Origin of the sequence: Noviherbaspirillum phoenicis, from assembly GCF_047237965.1 — a bacterium.
GTDB lineage: Bacteria > Pseudomonadota > Gammaproteobacteria > Burkholderiales > Burkholderiaceae_D > Noviherbaspirillum_A.
The window spans coordinates 3,846,916-3,860,865 of the sequence record NZ_JBDFLX010000001.1 but is presented as its reverse complement, the minus strand read 5'-3'; the positions used below and the strand labels follow the sequence as shown (position 1 = coordinate 3,860,865).

The 13,950-nt window shown below is 64.7% G+C and carries 12 protein-coding genes; 6 read left to right on the top strand and 6 right to left on the bottom strand.

Features of this window, described 5'->3' with window-relative positions; translation table 11 throughout:
- Positions 1 to 3: 3 nt before the first annotated feature.
- Positions 4 to 789 (bottom strand): hypothetical protein, encoded by a 786-nt coding sequence (locus tag ABC383_RS17170; protein WP_413015368.1) that lies wholly within the window; start codon positions 787 to 789, stop codon positions 4 to 6.
- Between the two features lie 199 nt (positions 790 to 988).
- On the opposite strand from ABC383_RS17170, the gene ABC383_RS17165 reads away from it, so the two are divergent.
- Positions 989 to 1,384: a TraR/DksA family transcriptional regulator gene (locus ABC383_RS17165; RefSeq protein WP_413015366.1), complete on the top strand. Its 396-nt coding sequence runs from the start codon at positions 989 to 991 to the stop codon at positions 1,382 to 1,384.
- Positions 1,385 to 1,386: 2 nt separating this feature from the next.
- Positions 1,387 to 1,824, top strand: coding sequence for a universal stress protein (locus ABC383_RS17160; RefSeq protein WP_413015364.1), 438 nt, complete (start codon positions 1,387 to 1,389; stop codon positions 1,822 to 1,824).
- Here the strand turns inward: ABC383_RS17160 and ABC383_RS17155 are convergent.
- Together ABC383_RS17155 and ABC383_RS17150 are read right to left on the bottom strand one after the other, a co-directional pair.
- Positions 1,821 to 3,647 carry a PHA/PHB synthase family protein gene (locus ABC383_RS17155; RefSeq protein ID WP_413015362.1) on the bottom strand — a complete coding sequence of 609 codons (1,827 nt, stop codon included), beginning with the start codon at positions 3,645 to 3,647 and terminating at the stop codon, positions 1,821 to 1,823. The genes ABC383_RS17160 and ABC383_RS17155 overlap by 4 nt on opposite strands.
- A 92-nt stretch (positions 3,648 to 3,739) precedes the next feature.
- Positions 3,740 to 5,383, bottom strand: a complete 1,644-nt coding sequence (locus ABC383_RS17150) for an ATP-binding domain-containing protein (RefSeq protein WP_413015360.1) — start codon at positions 5,381 to 5,383, stop codon at positions 3,740 to 3,742.
- 253 nt (positions 5,384 to 5,636) lie between these two features.
- Between ABC383_RS17150 and ABC383_RS17145 the strand changes: the two genes are divergently transcribed.
- From ABC383_RS17145 to ABC383_RS17135, 3 genes are all read left to right on the top strand, one after another.
- A complete protein-coding gene (locus ABC383_RS17145; RefSeq protein ID WP_413015358.1) occupies positions 5,637 to 6,692 on the top strand; it encodes a hypothetical protein in 1,056 nt (351 codons plus the stop codon).
- Between the two features lie 480 nt (positions 6,693 to 7,172).
- The gene (locus tag ABC383_RS17140; RefSeq protein WP_413015356.1) at positions 7,173 to 8,495 is read left to right on the top strand and encodes a hypothetical protein; all 1,323 of its coding nucleotides are present in this window, start codon (positions 7,173 to 7,175) and stop codon (positions 8,493 to 8,495) included.
- A gap of 105 nt (positions 8,496 to 8,600) precedes the next feature.
- Positions 8,601 to 9,965 (top strand): erythromycin esterase family protein, encoded by a 1,365-nt coding sequence (locus ABC383_RS17135; RefSeq protein WP_413015354.1) that lies wholly within the window; start codon positions 8,601 to 8,603, stop codon positions 9,963 to 9,965.
- 21 nt (positions 9,966 to 9,986) lie between these two features.
- On the opposite strand, the gene ABC383_RS17130 is transcribed toward ABC383_RS17135, so the two are convergent.
- The 3 genes from ABC383_RS17130 to ABC383_RS17120 form a co-directional block, all read right to left on the bottom strand.
- Positions 9,987 to 10,982 carry a hypothetical protein gene (locus ABC383_RS17130; RefSeq protein WP_413015352.1) on the bottom strand — a complete coding sequence of 332 codons (996 nt, stop codon included), beginning with the start codon at positions 10,980 to 10,982 and terminating at the stop codon, positions 9,987 to 9,989.
- A 172-nt stretch (positions 10,983 to 11,154) separates the two neighbouring features.
- Entirely contained in the window at positions 11,155 to 11,412 is a 258-nt protein-coding gene (locus ABC383_RS17125) for a hypothetical protein (protein WP_413015350.1), read from the bottom strand.
- 133 nt (positions 11,413 to 11,545) lie between these two features.
- The gene (locus ABC383_RS17120; protein ID WP_413015348.1) at positions 11,546 to 12,970 is read right to left on the bottom strand and encodes a hypothetical protein; all 1,425 of its coding nucleotides are present in this window, start codon (positions 12,968 to 12,970) and stop codon (positions 11,546 to 11,548) included.
- 274 nt (positions 12,971 to 13,244) lie between these two features.
- Here ABC383_RS17120 and ABC383_RS17115 point away from each other — a divergent pair, with 274 nt between their 5' ends.
- On the top strand, positions 13,245 to 13,943 hold the full coding sequence (locus tag ABC383_RS17115; protein WP_413015347.1) for a hypothetical protein: 699 nt from the start codon (positions 13,245 to 13,247) through the stop codon (positions 13,941 to 13,943).
- The last annotated feature ends 7 nt before the right edge of the window (positions 13,944 to 13,950 follow it).

The following is a 13,950-nucleotide window of genomic DNA, read 5'->3' as shown; positions in this document are numbered from 1 at the left end:
TCTTTAATCCAGCGAGCGCTGGAAGCCCACCACCAGCCGCAGCGGCGGCGCGCCATGGTTGAAGCCATGGCCCACCGAGCCGGACAGCATCAGCTTTTCCGACAGCTTCCAGCGCGTACCGATCTCGCCCATGTTGTACGCGGCATCGCGCTCGCGCTGCTGCTCCCGGAACAGGCTGCCGGCCAGCAGCCAGCGCTGGTTCAACTGCTTGCTCAATGCCGCGCCGGCCAGATAGCGGTCGCGGCGTTCGGTCACATCGGGCCGCAGGTTGTGGCGCGCCATCACGTTCAGGTGCAGCTGGGCCGGACGGTTTTCATCCTGCACCACGCCGAGCGACTTCGTCATGATGCCCTTGACCATTACCTCGGTGCCGCCGCTTTCGGCCCCATAGGGACGCTCGATGCCGACATTGACGGCAAACGCCGGCAGGTTGCCGCTTTCGGTATTGAACCGGTACAGGCCGTCGATCCTGAACTCGCCCTGGCTGGTGTCGTCGGCATTGCCCACGCGGTAAGGCGCGGCCACCGACATCTGGAAGTTGCGGGCCACGCCGAACTGCATGCGCGGCGTCAGCTGCAGTTCGTTGCGGCCGCCGCCCGGCTCCGACGGCCGCATCCGCTGGTAGCGGGCAATGCCGTTGAACTGCACCGAACCGGGCTGGCTGGGCGTGGCATCCTCGATGCTCAGTGACAGGTCCTCCTCCAGATCCTTCACTTCATCGGCATGCGCGTAGATGGCAGGGACAAGCATTTCAAGCGCCAGGACGGCCTTGATCACAGCATTTTTCATGGTTTCTTATGTTGACGTTTTTTTAATGGCGACAAGCTAGAGAATGGAACAGTGGAAAAGTTCCGCAGCCGGCCGCATGGCTTACGTGGTTCGAAACCGGGTCGCTGACAGGCGCGAAGCAGCCTGGCCTGCTTGATTGAAGTCAACCGGCTTGGCAACCGTGCTGGCTACAGTAATGCAAACACTAGACGGAGCAAGCATGGAAGCACTGACGAAGGAACAGATCGGCAAGCTGCAGGCGCAGTTGCAGCAGGACCGCGCTGCTGCGCTGGGCACGGTGCAGGACGAGATCCAGCGCACCAGCGACCCCGACGACCTGTCGCTGGAGAAAATACCCAGCGACGCCGGCGACCGCTCGGAAGCCGACCTGGAAACCGACACGACGATCTCGATGGCGCAGCGGCATGCCGCCGAACTGCAGGAAATCGACGCCGCGCTGGCGCGGATCGACGATGGCACCTACGGCACCTGCGAGGATTGCGACCGCAACATCGGCGCCCCGCGACTGGAAGCGCAACCCACCGCGCGCCGTTGCATCGCCTGCCAGGAACAGCTGGAACAGCGGCCCGATGCGCCGCCTCGTCCCACCATGTAGCCATGAGCGCCGGCGCGCCCCGCTTCCAGACTGTGCTGGTGCCGCTCGACGGCTCGCCGCTGTCGGACAAGGCGCTGGCGGCGGCGATCGCGTTTGCGCGCCCCCTGCAGGCGAAGGTGATTGCGCTGGCGGTCGCGGAGCCCTATCCGGAAAGCCTGGCGCCGCTTTCCGAGGCGTTCAATGCGCATGCGCTGGCGCATGCGCGCGGCCGCATAGGACAGGCGCAGCGCCTGATCCGCGATGCCGGCCTGGCCGGCGACGGCCTGGCTGTCACCTCCTATGAACCCCACCGCGAGATACTCGACGCAGCGCAGCGCCTGAACTGCGACGCGATCTTCATCGGCATGCATGGCGGCGACCCGCTGGGCCGCTTCTTCTTCGGCAGTCAGGCGCAGAAGGTGCTGGCCCACAGCACAGTGCCGGTGATGGTGCTGCGCTAGCTTTCCATCACATACCTGCCGGGCGCATCGCCCAGCGCCTGGCCCATGGCCGGCGGCGCGACCATCTCGCCGGCATGCCTGGCCAGCCAGTATTCCCAGGCCGGCCACCAAGAGCCCTGCTGCTCGGGCACCGAATTCATCCATGTTTCCGGGTCGACATAGGCAGCGCGGTGCTCGCGCGTGGCGATGCGGTAGTGGCGGTTGGCCTTGCCGGGCGGCGACACCACGCCAGCATTGTGGCCGCCGTTGGTCAGCAGGAAGGTGACTTCGGTATCGGTCAGCAGATGGATCTTGAAGGCCGAGCGCCATGGCGCGACATGGTCAGTTAGCGTGCCTACCGAAAAGATCGGCGCCCGGATGTCGGTCAGGGCGATCGGCCGGTTGTCTATCAGGTAGCGGCCTTCGGCCAGGTCGTTTTCCAGGAACAGGTGGCGCAGGTATTCGGTATGCATGCGGTACGGCATGCGGGTGGCGTCGGCATTCCAGGCCATCAGGTCGTTCTGGACGTCCGGCTGGTTCAGCAGGTACTGGTTCACCAGGCGCGACCAGATCAGGTCGTTGGAGCGCAGCAGCTGGAACGCGCCGGCCATCTGGGTGGTGTCCAGGTAGCCCTGCTGCCACATCGCCGCTTCCAGCATCGCCACCTGGCTTTCGTCGATGAACAGCGACAGCTCGCCCGGCTCCTTGAAATCGACCTGCGAGGCGAACAGGCTGATGCTGGCCAGCCTGTCGTCCTGATCGCGCGCCATCGCCGCCGCCGCGATGGACAGCAACGTGCCGCCCAGGCAGTAGCCGACTGCATTCACCTTCTCCTGGCCGGTGATGGCATTGATGGCGCCGAGCGCGGCCATCACGCCCAGCCGCCGGTAATCATCCATGCCCAGGTTGCGCTCCTTGCGACCCGGGTTTTTCCAGGAAATCATGAACACCGTATGGCCCTGGCCGACCAGGTAGCGCACCAGGGAATTTTCCGGCGACAGGTCGAGGATGTAGTACTTCATGATCCAGGCCGGCACGATCAAAAGCGGCAGCGCATGCACCTTGGGCGTGGTGGGTTCGTACTGGATCAGTTCCATCAGGCGGTTGCGCAGCACCACCCTGCCCTTGCTGACCGCCACATTCATGCCGGGCCGGTATAAATCGCTGGCCGGCGGCCGCTGGCCGCTCAGGTGATGCATGGCATCGAGCCAGAACTGCGCCGCGCCCTGCAGCACGTTGGCGCCGCCGGTCTGCATGGTGTGCCGCAGCAGCACCGGATTGGTGGCGATGAAATTGGACGGCGCCGCCATGTCCAGCAGCTGGCGCATGGTGAAGGTGACCACATCCTCATGATGGGCGGCCACGCCGCGCACGCCGAAGGTGGCGCGATGCCACCACTGCTGGTTCAGCAGGAAGCTCTGCGAGATCACGTTGAAGGGCCAGTGCTGCCAGGCAGGATCGTCGAAGCGCCGGTCCTGCGGCAGCGGCGACACCGGCGCACAGGGCGGCCTGCCGAACTGCGCGCAGCAGAGGGCATACAGCCCCAGCCGGGCGAAGCGGCTGCCGGCCTCGGTCAGCAATTCCTGCTGCTTGGACGGCGAGATCTGCAAATGCACCACCCAGTCGAAAAACGCCATGGCCAGCGAGGCCGGCGAGATGGTGCCGGTAAACCGTGCGATCCACGCATGCAGCATGTGGTCGATATCGCTGGCCGCCGGCGCTGCCTCGGCATGCGCGGGCGCGCCCAGCCAGGCGCTGGCCTTGCGTTCGGGCTGCTCGTGGGCGGGCACTTCGGGCGGCGCGGCCAGGGCCTGCTGCAGCGGCGGGGATGTGATGTCGTTCATTGGATGCTCCTTGATCCGTCGTACCGGATCGGCGCACCTTAACCCCTATCCGCCAGCGAAAAATTGACCCATATCAAGCCGGCCGGACAGCTTCAGCCGGCATGCAGCCGCGCCCGCAGCAGGGCCGCCGCGCGTTCGCTGATGACCAGCACCAGCTTCAGCCGGGCGCGCGTCATGCCGACGAAGAGCTTGCGCACCGCGCGGTCGTCCAGCGCCTCGAAGTCGATCTCGGCAAGGATCACCGCCGGCGCCGACTGGCCCTTGAAGCGGTACACCGACTCGGCCAGCAGCTGGCCGTCGCGGTAGACCGGATTGCCCAGCAGGTCATAGCCGCCGGTAAAGGAGCGCAGGGTATGCTGCCCGAGCCGGTCGGCCTGCAGCAGCGCCGAATGGGCGCGTCCCTGGAACGACAGCAGCGCAATGTCGCTGCGGGCGAAGTTGGCCGCCAGGCAGCGGGTGATGGCCTGCTTGGCCGCTTCGGCCATGGTGACGGCATCGTTGTCGGGATAGACCAGCCAGTCCACCTCGACCCCCAGGAACGGGCTGGCCGCCTGGATACGCTCGGTATCGGGCACGATGGCGGTCAGCAGGTCGACGATCTGGCGCGGGCTGCGGTAATTCGACTGCGAATGCAGCGTGACCCAGCCCGGCAGCGGCACCGGCGAGCGGCCGTACAGGTTCTGCAGCGGATCTTCCAGCCACAGCGCCCGGCCTTCCGGCCGCAACAGGCGCAGCATGGCGTCGCGCCATGGTTCGGCGAAGTCCTGGCCTTCGTCGATGATCAGCACATCGTGCATCCACGATGGCGGGATGGGCGCGCTGTCGAAGGCCTTTTCCATCTCGGCCCAGGCGCCGGGCGCGCTGTAGTCTGGCGTTGCGCCCGACTCGCGGGCAAAGGTATCGCACAGCATGTGGAAGGTGCCGACCCGGCCGCCGGCCGGCACCAGGTCCTGCACGCGGTCGGCCAGCGGCCGGTTGTAGCAGACATATAGCGGTTTCAGCCCCGCTTCCACAGCGGCCTGGAACTCGGCCAGCGCCAGTTGCGTCTTGCCGCTGCCGGCGGTGCCGACCACGCGCAGCCGGAACGGCGAGAACTCCAGCTGCCGCGCCCACATCGCCAGGCCCTGCGACAACCTTGTTACCAGTTCCTCGGCGCGGCCGACCATGGCGCTGGCATCCGGCGTCAGCTGCAGCACGTCGCCCAGGAACTTGCGCACCCGGCCGTGCTGCGGCGTCTCGGCCGTCACCGGCAGCAAGGCGGTGATCAGTTCGACCAGCCGGGTCCGGTTGCCCGCATCGACCACGCGCGACGGCTCGATGCCGGCCAGCGCCGGGTTCTTCACCTTGTAGTCGGGAAAGTACAGCAGGTAATCCACTTCCAGCTTGTCGCCACCGGTCTTGTTGAAGCGCGCCGCCAGGCCTTCCACCATCTGCAGCATCTGCTGGCGCACATGCTCCGTGCGGCCGGGATAGTTCTTCACCAGTCCCTCAGGCGTTTCCGACAGGAAGCCGGCCTTCTGCTCGATCAGCAGCATGCGGCCGTTGGGCGCGACGATGATGAAGTCGATTTCGCCATAGACCGAAAAGCCGTTCTCGATCTTGGTCCAGTGCACGCCATGGTAGACCGTCAGCGCATCCGGCAGGCGCGCCGCGAACAGGTTCAGGGTTTCGATTTCACGGGCGGCGGCGCCGGTGACGGCCAGCTCGCGCCAGCCGGAAGGATAGATCTGCGGCATGCGTTTGGGCGCCTAAAGCGGCGCGATGTTGGAATGGAAGGATTGTAGGGCAGGCGCGGGGTAGTGCTGTCCTTGCGAGTTGCTTGTTTGCGCAGAGTGGCAGGCCACAATCGAACGGAACAGCGTGTCGCCGGGCGTTCCATATCTTAATAAATGTCTTTTAACGAACAAATAGCTAATAAAAGCACTTTCTAAACGAGATCCCATTTTCAGAAAAGCGTTACCGAACCGGATCACCTTCAAGGAAACCGCAATGGACTCTCCCAGAATCTATATCACCAGCAAAACGTCACTTGGCAATCTCGAAAATTTCCTGGAATCGGCGCGGGGAAAAGACATCGTCGTTGAAGACAAAGATCGGAAGTCCAACGGCAGCATCCGGCTTGGCGTTCGGGAAGAAAAAGCCAGCAGTTCCACGCGCGCCAAAGATATCGCGCAAACCAGGCAGGCGCTCTATCAGGTGATATCAGCGCGTTTGACGGAAAACAACATGGTTGACGCCCTGTTCTTTTTGCAGAGCCAGGTAAAGCCTGGCGGTAATTGTGATGCCCTGTTTCTCGAGAATACGTCGCAGCTTAAGCCCGAGGCTCTTGACAAATTATTTCAAAGCAAGCTTGTTGATGCATGCAGTCCACCTGTGTACAGGCCTCGCCACGCGATTCACGTGGGGGACGCCGTTCTTCTTCCGGGCAAATATTTGTCCATGCCTACTGCCACGAAGAATCTTCCAACACCGAAGCATCTTGCGGACAAGGCCAGAAAAGGTGAGCTTTTGAAAGACCCGAGCAATACGCAATTCGCATCAATATTCGTGAATGATTTCGAACGCATGGCAAAGTCTGGCGCCTACCGTTTGGAAAGCCCTGACGGCCGAATAACAACTTGCAAAACGCTTGAGCAATTTGCCAATTTCGTCGGACCTGGCGACCAGACTCATTTCGCGAACGGGGCGAATCTCGTCACTGTAGTCAGCTACCTCACTTCGCAGACGTTACCGATCTTTCTAAACGCAGCCATTCTTAAATCGTCGAATACGCCAATAACCTCACCCAATGGATCGCCATTGTTTTTCAAGGCCAATCTCAACAGTACTTACGATCTGAAAAAGATGGCGGACGGTGGGATTATGCTGGCTTACAAGGGGGAATGCCGACCAGACCAACTTCGCATTTCTCCTGAGCACAATGCGCGTTTCGTCCCACTACGCAAACCCGGCTCGGTCAAGGTCGAATGCGCCATAACTTTCAGGCCAAACGGTGATATTGAATATGGCAATGTTCATATCCATACCGAAGGTCTGCACCTTTAGAAAGCGAGACGGAACAGGCGAAACATGTCCCATCCAGGCGTACCGCGTTATGGCGCCACAGACATGATGCGCAGGTATTTTTATACTTCATTACGGCGCTTCCAACCGCGAGCCGAGCAACAGCCTTACTTCTCTTCATCCACGACTTTTCCTGTGCACGTGCGGGCACCCAATGGCAAGAGTCGGCGCCACTGCATGCCCGCTTGCACATCGGGCTGTATAGACGTTCCCTGACCACGGCAAGCCAGGACTGCCATTGACTCGACATCCAGGAAGCCCAGGCAGTCCTTTGCGCTTTGCCTCCATCCAGGTTTGACCCGAACCGCGGCTATCCATCACGGTCAAATCCCATGCAGGTTCCACCGGCGCGCCGCTAAAAAACTTCTCCCTTTGTCCTACATCGATACGCGCTACGCGCCGACATACCTGCTCAACCATATTGTCTAAACTGCAATCCTTCATTCAAACAAGGAGATCGACATGGCTGATACATATGAGAACAAGAATCCACGCATGGTGACCGGCCTCTTCAACGACCGCGAAAGCGCGGAGCGTGCCTATAGCGCAGTGTCGGAGCGCGGTTACACCAAGGATGACGTCAACCTGGTGATGTCCGACGAGACCCGCAATCGCTATTTCGCAGGCGACCAGTCGATTGAAACTGAACTGGGCAGCAAGGCAGCGGAAGGCGCCGGCATCGGCGCAGGCATCGGCGGCGCGCTGGGCGCGATTGCAGCGGCTGTTGCGGCAGTGGGCACCACGATCGCCCTGCCGGGCCTGGGCCTGGTGATTGCCGGCCCGCTGGCGGCGGCACTGGCTGGCGCTGGCGCCGGCGGCGTGACCGGCGGCCTGCTGGGCGCGCTGATCGGCTCCGGCATCCCCGAGGAACGCGTGAAGCACTACGAGGAAGGCATCCGCCGCGGCGGCATCCTGATGGGCGTGAATGCACGCTCGGACGAGGACGCAATGCATCTCGAACAGAAATGGCGTGAAAGCAGCGGCGAGCATGTGGTCGGTACGGGCCTGGGCGCCACCGGCGGCGCGCTGGCTGGTGCGGCAATGGGCTCCCCCGCGGGTCCGGTTGGCATGGCCGCAGGCGCAGCCATCGGCGCTGTATCGGGCGGCCTGGCCGGCAAGGGCGCGGCTGAAGTCGTGAATCCGAAAACCGGCGATGACCTGGGCGACCACAACATGGCCAAGGGCGTGGGTGCCGGCGGCGGTGCGATGGCAGGCGCGGCAGTCGGCGCGGCCGGCGGCCCGATCGGCATGGCTGCAGGCGCTGCGGTTGGCGCGGTGGCCGGCGGCATGGCTGGCAAGGGCGCAGGCGAAGTGGTGAACTCCAAGCCGCAGGATGACCGCGGCGAGCATAACCTCTCCACCGGCGTGGGCGCAGGCGGCGGCGCAATGGCTGGCGCGGCGGTTGGCGCAGCCGGCGGCCCGGTAGGCATGGCGGCAGGCGCAGCGATCGGCGCACTGGCTGGCGGCGCAGTGGGCCACGGCGCCGGCGCGATGGTCAATCCGGCCGAGGAAGATGCCTACTGGCGCAATTCCTATGACCGCGAGCCGTACTATGCCTCGGGCTATTCCTACGAGGACTACGCGCCGGCATACAGCCTGGGCTACAACAGCCGCAGCCGCTACAACAGCGACTTCGATACGGCCGAGCCGCAACTGCGCGGCGAGTGGGACAACGTGCGCGGCGCCTCCCGCCTGAGCTGGGACCAGGCCAAGCATGCCAGCCGTGCAGCATGGCATCGCGTCGAGCGCGCGATCCCGGGCGACCTGGACCGCGACGGCAGGTAAGCAGTCAGCAAGCTGAAAAGCCGGCCCTCACGGGCCGGCTTTTTTTTCGTCCGCATCAAACCTGCCTGGCGCAATCACGGCACTTCCCCCGCGCGCCGCAGTCACATGGCCATCAAGCTCACAGGAGAACAGGCCATGTTCGACCGCACCGTGATCAAGGCCATCAAGGCCGCCGCCGTGCCGCTGCACGGCGTGACCGACACCGATGCCATCCTCGATGCCATCGGCGACGCCGACATCGTGCTGCTGGGCGAAGCCACCCACGGCACCCATGAGTTCTATCGCTCCCGCATGGAAATCAGCCAGCGCCTGCTGCGCGAAAGGAATTTCGCCGGCATCGCCGTCGAATGCGACTGGCCGGACGCCTTGCGGGTAAGCCGCTATGCGCAGGGCCGCGGCAACGATGCCAGCGCCCAACAGGCGCTGGGCGACTATGAACGCTTCCCGCGCTGGATGTGGCGCAACCATGATGTGCTGGACCTGGTGGCGTGGCTGCGCGAGTTTAACCGCGGCATCGCCGACGAACGGCAGCAGGTCGGCTTCTACGGCCTGGACCTGTACAGCCTGCGCCGCTCGATGTCATCGGTGGTGGAGTACCTGAACCGGGTCGATCCGGAAGCGGCGCGGCGCGCGCGCGAACGCTACAGCTGCTTCGATCACCTGGCCGAGGACCCGCAGCGCTACGGCTATGCCACCACCTTCGGCATGAAGAAGGATTGCGAGGCCGAAGTGATGCGCCAGCTGATGGGCATGACGGCCAACCTCGAAAAGTATGCCGGCATCGATGGCGTCTCCGGCTTCGATGAAGCCTTCTATGCGCACCAGAACGCCCGCGTGGCGCAGAATGCGGAAGCGTATTACCGCGCGATGTTCGAGGGCCGCAATGCCTCCTGGAACGTGCGCGACACCCATATGGCCGACACCCTGGATGCGCTGCGCGAGCATCTGGCGCGGCGCCGTGGCGACAATGCGAAGCTGGTGGTGTGGGCGCACAACTCCCATATCGGCGACGCCCGCTGCACCGAGATGGGCTGGCATGGCGAAGTCAACCTGGGCCAGCTGGTGCGCCAGCGCCATGGCGAGCAGCATGCTTTCCTGCTGGGCTACACCACCCATGCCGGCACGGTGACGGCGGCATCGGAATGGGACAGCCCGGCGCAGTTGAAGAACGTGAGGCCGTCGCGCGAGGACAGCCACGAAAACCTGATGCACCGCACCGGCCATGATTTCCTGCTGCCGCTGCGCGGCAATGCCGAACTGCAGAAGCAGCTAGGCCAGCGGCTGGAACGCGCGATCGGCGTGGTCTATCTGCCGGAGTCGGAACGGGTCAGCCATTACTTCCAGAGCGAGCTCGGCCGGCAGTTCGACGCCATCGTCCATTTCGACACGACCCGCGCCGTCAAGCCGCTCGATGCGCCCGCCGACATGGTGCATGACGAACTGCCGGAAACCTATCCAACCGGCATTTAATGCCGCGGAGGTGCAAGCGCTCTAAAACGGCATCGACATGCGCGCGAGTTCCCAGGCCGCGGCTTCCGCGGTCTTTTCGAGAGGCACCGTCCGCTGCCATTGGCTGAGCGTGCTCCAGGCGACGGCGCGATCGCCAATCACCGCGATCCGGACTGGCTCGATCGTGGCCAGCAGGTTGGCATCCCAGCCGTGTTCGCCGGGCTCGTCGCAACGCCGGTTCTCATGGCCGAACCATCCCCAGTAACGCTGTCTGGCAAGGCCTGCGCATGTGCCCGCCAGCTCGCCGTCGAACCCGTGCAGCATGCCTTTGGCCAGGCTCAGCTGCACCAGGCACTTGCCGGGGAAGGCAATCTCGGCGCAGCGGATGCGCTCCTGGCTGATCACGCCCAGATCAGGGCCGCCCAGCACGAGGCGCCACGGCCGGTCGGAAATCAGGGTGTAGTTCAGCGCCATGTTGCGGGCATGGACCGCCTCGCGCCCCTGCACGAAAAACCGGGTAAGCCAGAGCTTTTCCTGCCTGTGCTCCTCATCGGGATCGTAGAGCGAGACCACATCGGCAAAGCGTGCGCTGCCGGGCTTGCCCGGCGCAAGGCTTGCCGGACCGGCAACGGGTTCGTCATGGCTTGCCTGCATCAGCAACTGCGCCTGGATGTCGGCAACGGGCTGGCCAACGCGGCACGCCATGCCCTTGGAAACCATCAGCAGCTGCTGAATCTGGTGCGGCATCAGGTCGCTGGCGCGCGGACGGGGACCGGTGCGGACGGACGCGCCGGCCATGCCGGCGGTGTTGCCCGTATTGTCCGTATTGCCTGCACTGGCGGTAGTAACCGTGTTGCACGCGCCGCCGGGCCTGTCCGGGCCGCTGCTGAAGTCCAGGCTGTAACAGCGCCGCACGACAGGATGCGGCCCCAGCGCAACGCTGGTCCGCGGCGAAGGAAGCATGGCCTTGCGGCTCTGCGCCGGTGCGCGGCACGCGGGGCGGCCAATACGTTGCATGGAATGGATGGTGGCTTGCATGGATGGCTCCTCCTGATGATGGGAGGCCCGATGCTAGCCGCAGGCAGACTGCCGGCGGCATCAACCAGCGCCCGGGCTGAGCCAGCTCACGCGGCGTGTGCGGATATCACATCATTGCGGGGATGTTGCGCCAGCCGGGACAACGTCGCCGCAACAAGCATGTCCTGCCGTTTCAGGCGCCGCCGCTACCGCCGCTGCCGCCGCGCCTTCGGTGCACCACCTGCACGAAGCAGGCCCACTCCCATTCCTCGCGATAGACATCGCAGCCATGCTCGATGAAGGCATGCACCGGGCCGCAACAATCGGGGCAGTCCAGCTCGGCCAGCGCCTGCGCCATGCGGTAGGCGAGTTGCTGCAGCTCCTGCTCCAGCGCCTCCTCCCTGCTCTGTTTCCGGACTTGGTTCTGCTCGTCGTTATGCTGTCGATTCATCATTGGCTCCGCTTGCTTTAACACGCAGGTATGGGCGCGACGGGCTTATACAACCCGCGGCATGGACAAGCCCGTTGCTTCGGGCTCAGGTGCGCTTGCCTGTTCACAACACACTTGCCTGACAGACCATGCATCATGGCCGGTACAGCAGGATCACTGTTGCCAGCAGCAACACATAGCCGATGGCGTACGGCAGGTTCCACCAGGCCAGCCTGTAACTCGAAATCCGGGTCAGCGACTGCATCAGGCCCAGCGTGCCGCTGAATGGACCCAGCATATAGGTCAGCACCGAGCTGCCGATCAGGGTCACCGCGAGCAGGTTGACATCGATGCCCAGCACTTCGGGCTTCAGGGACTCGCCCAGGAGCGCGATCGCCACCAGCGGATGCACGCCAAGCATGGCAACGGCCAGCGCCATAAAGGGCATGGAAATCAGGAACAGCCGGGTGCCCAGCGTATTGTGCAGCGCCAGGAAAGCCTGGTTGACCGCATGATCGACGCCGGAAAGATGCATGGCGCTGACAAAGAAGCCCGCCGCCAGGAAGATGGCGAACTGGTCCGCCATCCGCGGCAGGCGCGACGCCATCTGCACCCTTGCCGCGCGCAGGAAGTCGCGGCCCCTGCCCAGCGCCATGCTCCAGGCCAATGCGAACGGAATCGCCAGCAGCGTCACCACGGTGAGCATGCCGATGCGCAGCAGATGGTCCAGCACCCCGATGGCGGCCACCATCAGCACGATGGCCAGCAGCATCTGCCCGAGATGGCGCAGGGCCGGCCGCAGTTGCGGCAGGTCGGCCGCCGGCTGCGCCGGCGCCTCGATGGCGGCCGGCTGGCCGCGCAGCTCGAACAGCCAGAACAGCATCCAGTTCAGCAGCAGGCCGGCCAGCGACATGGCCATCAGCAGGGGCAGCAGCGCGGTCCATTCCAGCTTCAGGCTGTACAGCACCACGCCGACCACGCCCGACACCGGCGTCCACAGGATAGGCAGCACATAGCCGAACACGGTGGAGACCGTGGCAAAGCGCACCGGATCGCGCAGCGGATAGCTGCCTGTCACGGGCGAGATGCTGGTCATCATGATGGGCACCGCCGCCAGGCTCATGAAGGAGCCGCACAGGAATGCCAGCACCGTGACCACGCAGTTGAGCTGGAACAGCCCGGCGATGCGGGCGCGCAGCACCGCCTCGATCGAATGGCCGTAGCGCCCGAGCTGCACCGGGATCGACAGCAGCGGCAGCACCGAGAACAGCGCCATCAGGTAGAGCATGCTGCCATGGGCCAGCAGATAATCGGACCAGGGCCGGCCGCTGCGCCACAGCATCAGGTAGCCGCCGCCCAGGAACAGCAGCGCCAGGACGCGGGCAATCGGTCCGCAGGATGGCAGGGACGCAAGGATAGACAGCAGCGCCAGCAGCGCCGCCGCCGGCAGCAGCGCCGGCAGGTGCGCCACCGTGGCAAGCAGGAAGATGACGATGGCGGCAAGGTAGAGCAGACCGCGCCATGCATCGGCCGTCGCTTCGATGCCGGCCACGCCCGTCCTATCCGGCGCCAATGCCATGACCAACAACCCATCCAAGCCGCATGCCGTGTTCTCCTTGCGTTGCGCCGATCCCGTGAGCAAGGCCCATGCCGCGCTACCCCCGCGACCTTAGAGGCTGCCGCATGGGGTGTCAACGCGGGCGCGCGCATGCTGCCGAATCGAGCAAGCGCGCAGGACGTTGCGCTTGGCCTTCGTTTGGATGTTGTGACGGCGGCGCGCCTGACTTACCATTCATTTCGTCAACATGGTTAACGTCTGCCCTTCCACCGCCGCATACACCAGGAGACACCTCATGCGTCTTACCCGCAATCGCCATGCCCGCCTTGCCCTCTGCCTTGCCCTTGCCGCTGCCGCCGCCGGCTGCGCCGGCAGCCGTTATGCGCCGGGCGGCAATGCCTCCGCGCAGGCGGGCAGCCCGATGACCTTCTTCGTGACCAGCGCCGGCAGCGGCAAGGGCGCCAACCTGGGCGGCCTGGCCGGCGCCGACCAGATCTGCCAGACCCTGGCCGCCAAGGCAGGCGCGGGCGACCATACCTGGCGCGCCTATCTGAGCACGAGCGCCAACGGCATGGGCGCGGCGGTCAATGCGCGCGACCGCATCGGCCGCGGCCCGTGGCAGAACGCCAAGGGCGTCGTGATCGCGAAGGACGTGGAAACCCTGCACGGGACCAACAATCTGAACAAGGAAACCGCGCTGACGGAGAAGGGCGACAAGGTCAACGGCCGCACCGATCAGCCTAACCTCCATGACATCCTCACCGGTTCGCAGCCCGATGGCCGCGCCTTCGGCGGCGAAAAGGACATGACCTGCAGTAACTGGACCAGCAGCGGCGAAGGGGCCGCGATGGTGGGCCACCACGACCGGATGGGCTTGAACACCGAGCCGCCGGCGCTGTCATGGAATTCCTCGCATCCGAGCCGCGGCTGCAGCCAGGAAGCGCTGCGCGGCACCGGCGGCGCCGGCCTGCTGTACTGCTTCGCGGCCAAGTAACGCGGGA

What these genes read in the sequence shown, in the direction of transcription:
- ABC383_RS17165 (WP_413015366.1), top strand. Translation starts at nt 989, where the DNA reads ATGGAAGCACTGACGAAGGAACAGATCGGCAAGCTGCAGGCGCAGTTG.
- ABC383_RS17155 (WP_413015362.1), bottom strand. Translation starts at nt 3,647, where the DNA reads ATGAACGACATCACATCCCCGCCGCTGCAGCAGGCCCTGGCCGCGCCG.
- ABC383_RS17160 (WP_413015364.1), top strand. Translation starts at nt 1,387, where the DNA reads ATGAGCGCCGGCGCGCCCCGCTTCCAGACTGTGCTGGTGCCGCTCGAC.
- ABC383_RS17130 (WP_413015352.1), bottom strand. Translation starts at nt 10,982, where the DNA reads ATGCAAGCCACCATCCATTCCATGCAACGTATTGGCCGCCCCGCGTGC.
- ABC383_RS17140 (WP_413015356.1), top strand. Translation starts at nt 7,173, where the DNA reads ATGGCTGATACATATGAGAACAAGAATCCACGCATGGTGACCGGCCTC.
- ABC383_RS17125 (WP_413015350.1), bottom strand. Translation starts at nt 11,412, where the DNA reads ATGAATCGACAGCATAACGACGAGCAGAACCAAGTCCGGAAACAGAGC.
- ABC383_RS17170 (WP_413015368.1), bottom strand. Translation starts at nt 789, where the DNA reads ATGAAAAATGCTGTGATCAAGGCCGTCCTGGCGCTTGAAATGCTTGTC.
- ABC383_RS17145 (WP_413015358.1), top strand. Translation starts at nt 5,637, where the DNA reads ATGGACTCTCCCAGAATCTATATCACCAGCAAAACGTCACTTGGCAAT.
- ABC383_RS17135 (WP_413015354.1), top strand. Translation starts at nt 8,601, where the DNA reads ATGGCCATCAAGCTCACAGGAGAACAGGCCATGTTCGACCGCACCGTG.
- ABC383_RS17120 (WP_413015348.1), bottom strand. Translation starts at nt 12,970, where the DNA reads ATGGCATTGGCGCCGGATAGGACGGGCGTGGCCGGCATCGAAGCGACG.
- ABC383_RS17150 (WP_413015360.1), bottom strand. Translation starts at nt 5,383, where the DNA reads ATGCCGCAGATCTATCCTTCCGGCTGGCGCGAGCTGGCCGTCACCGGC.
- ABC383_RS17115 (WP_413015347.1), top strand. Translation starts at nt 13,245, where the DNA reads ATGCGTCTTACCCGCAATCGCCATGCCCGCCTTGCCCTCTGCCTTGCC.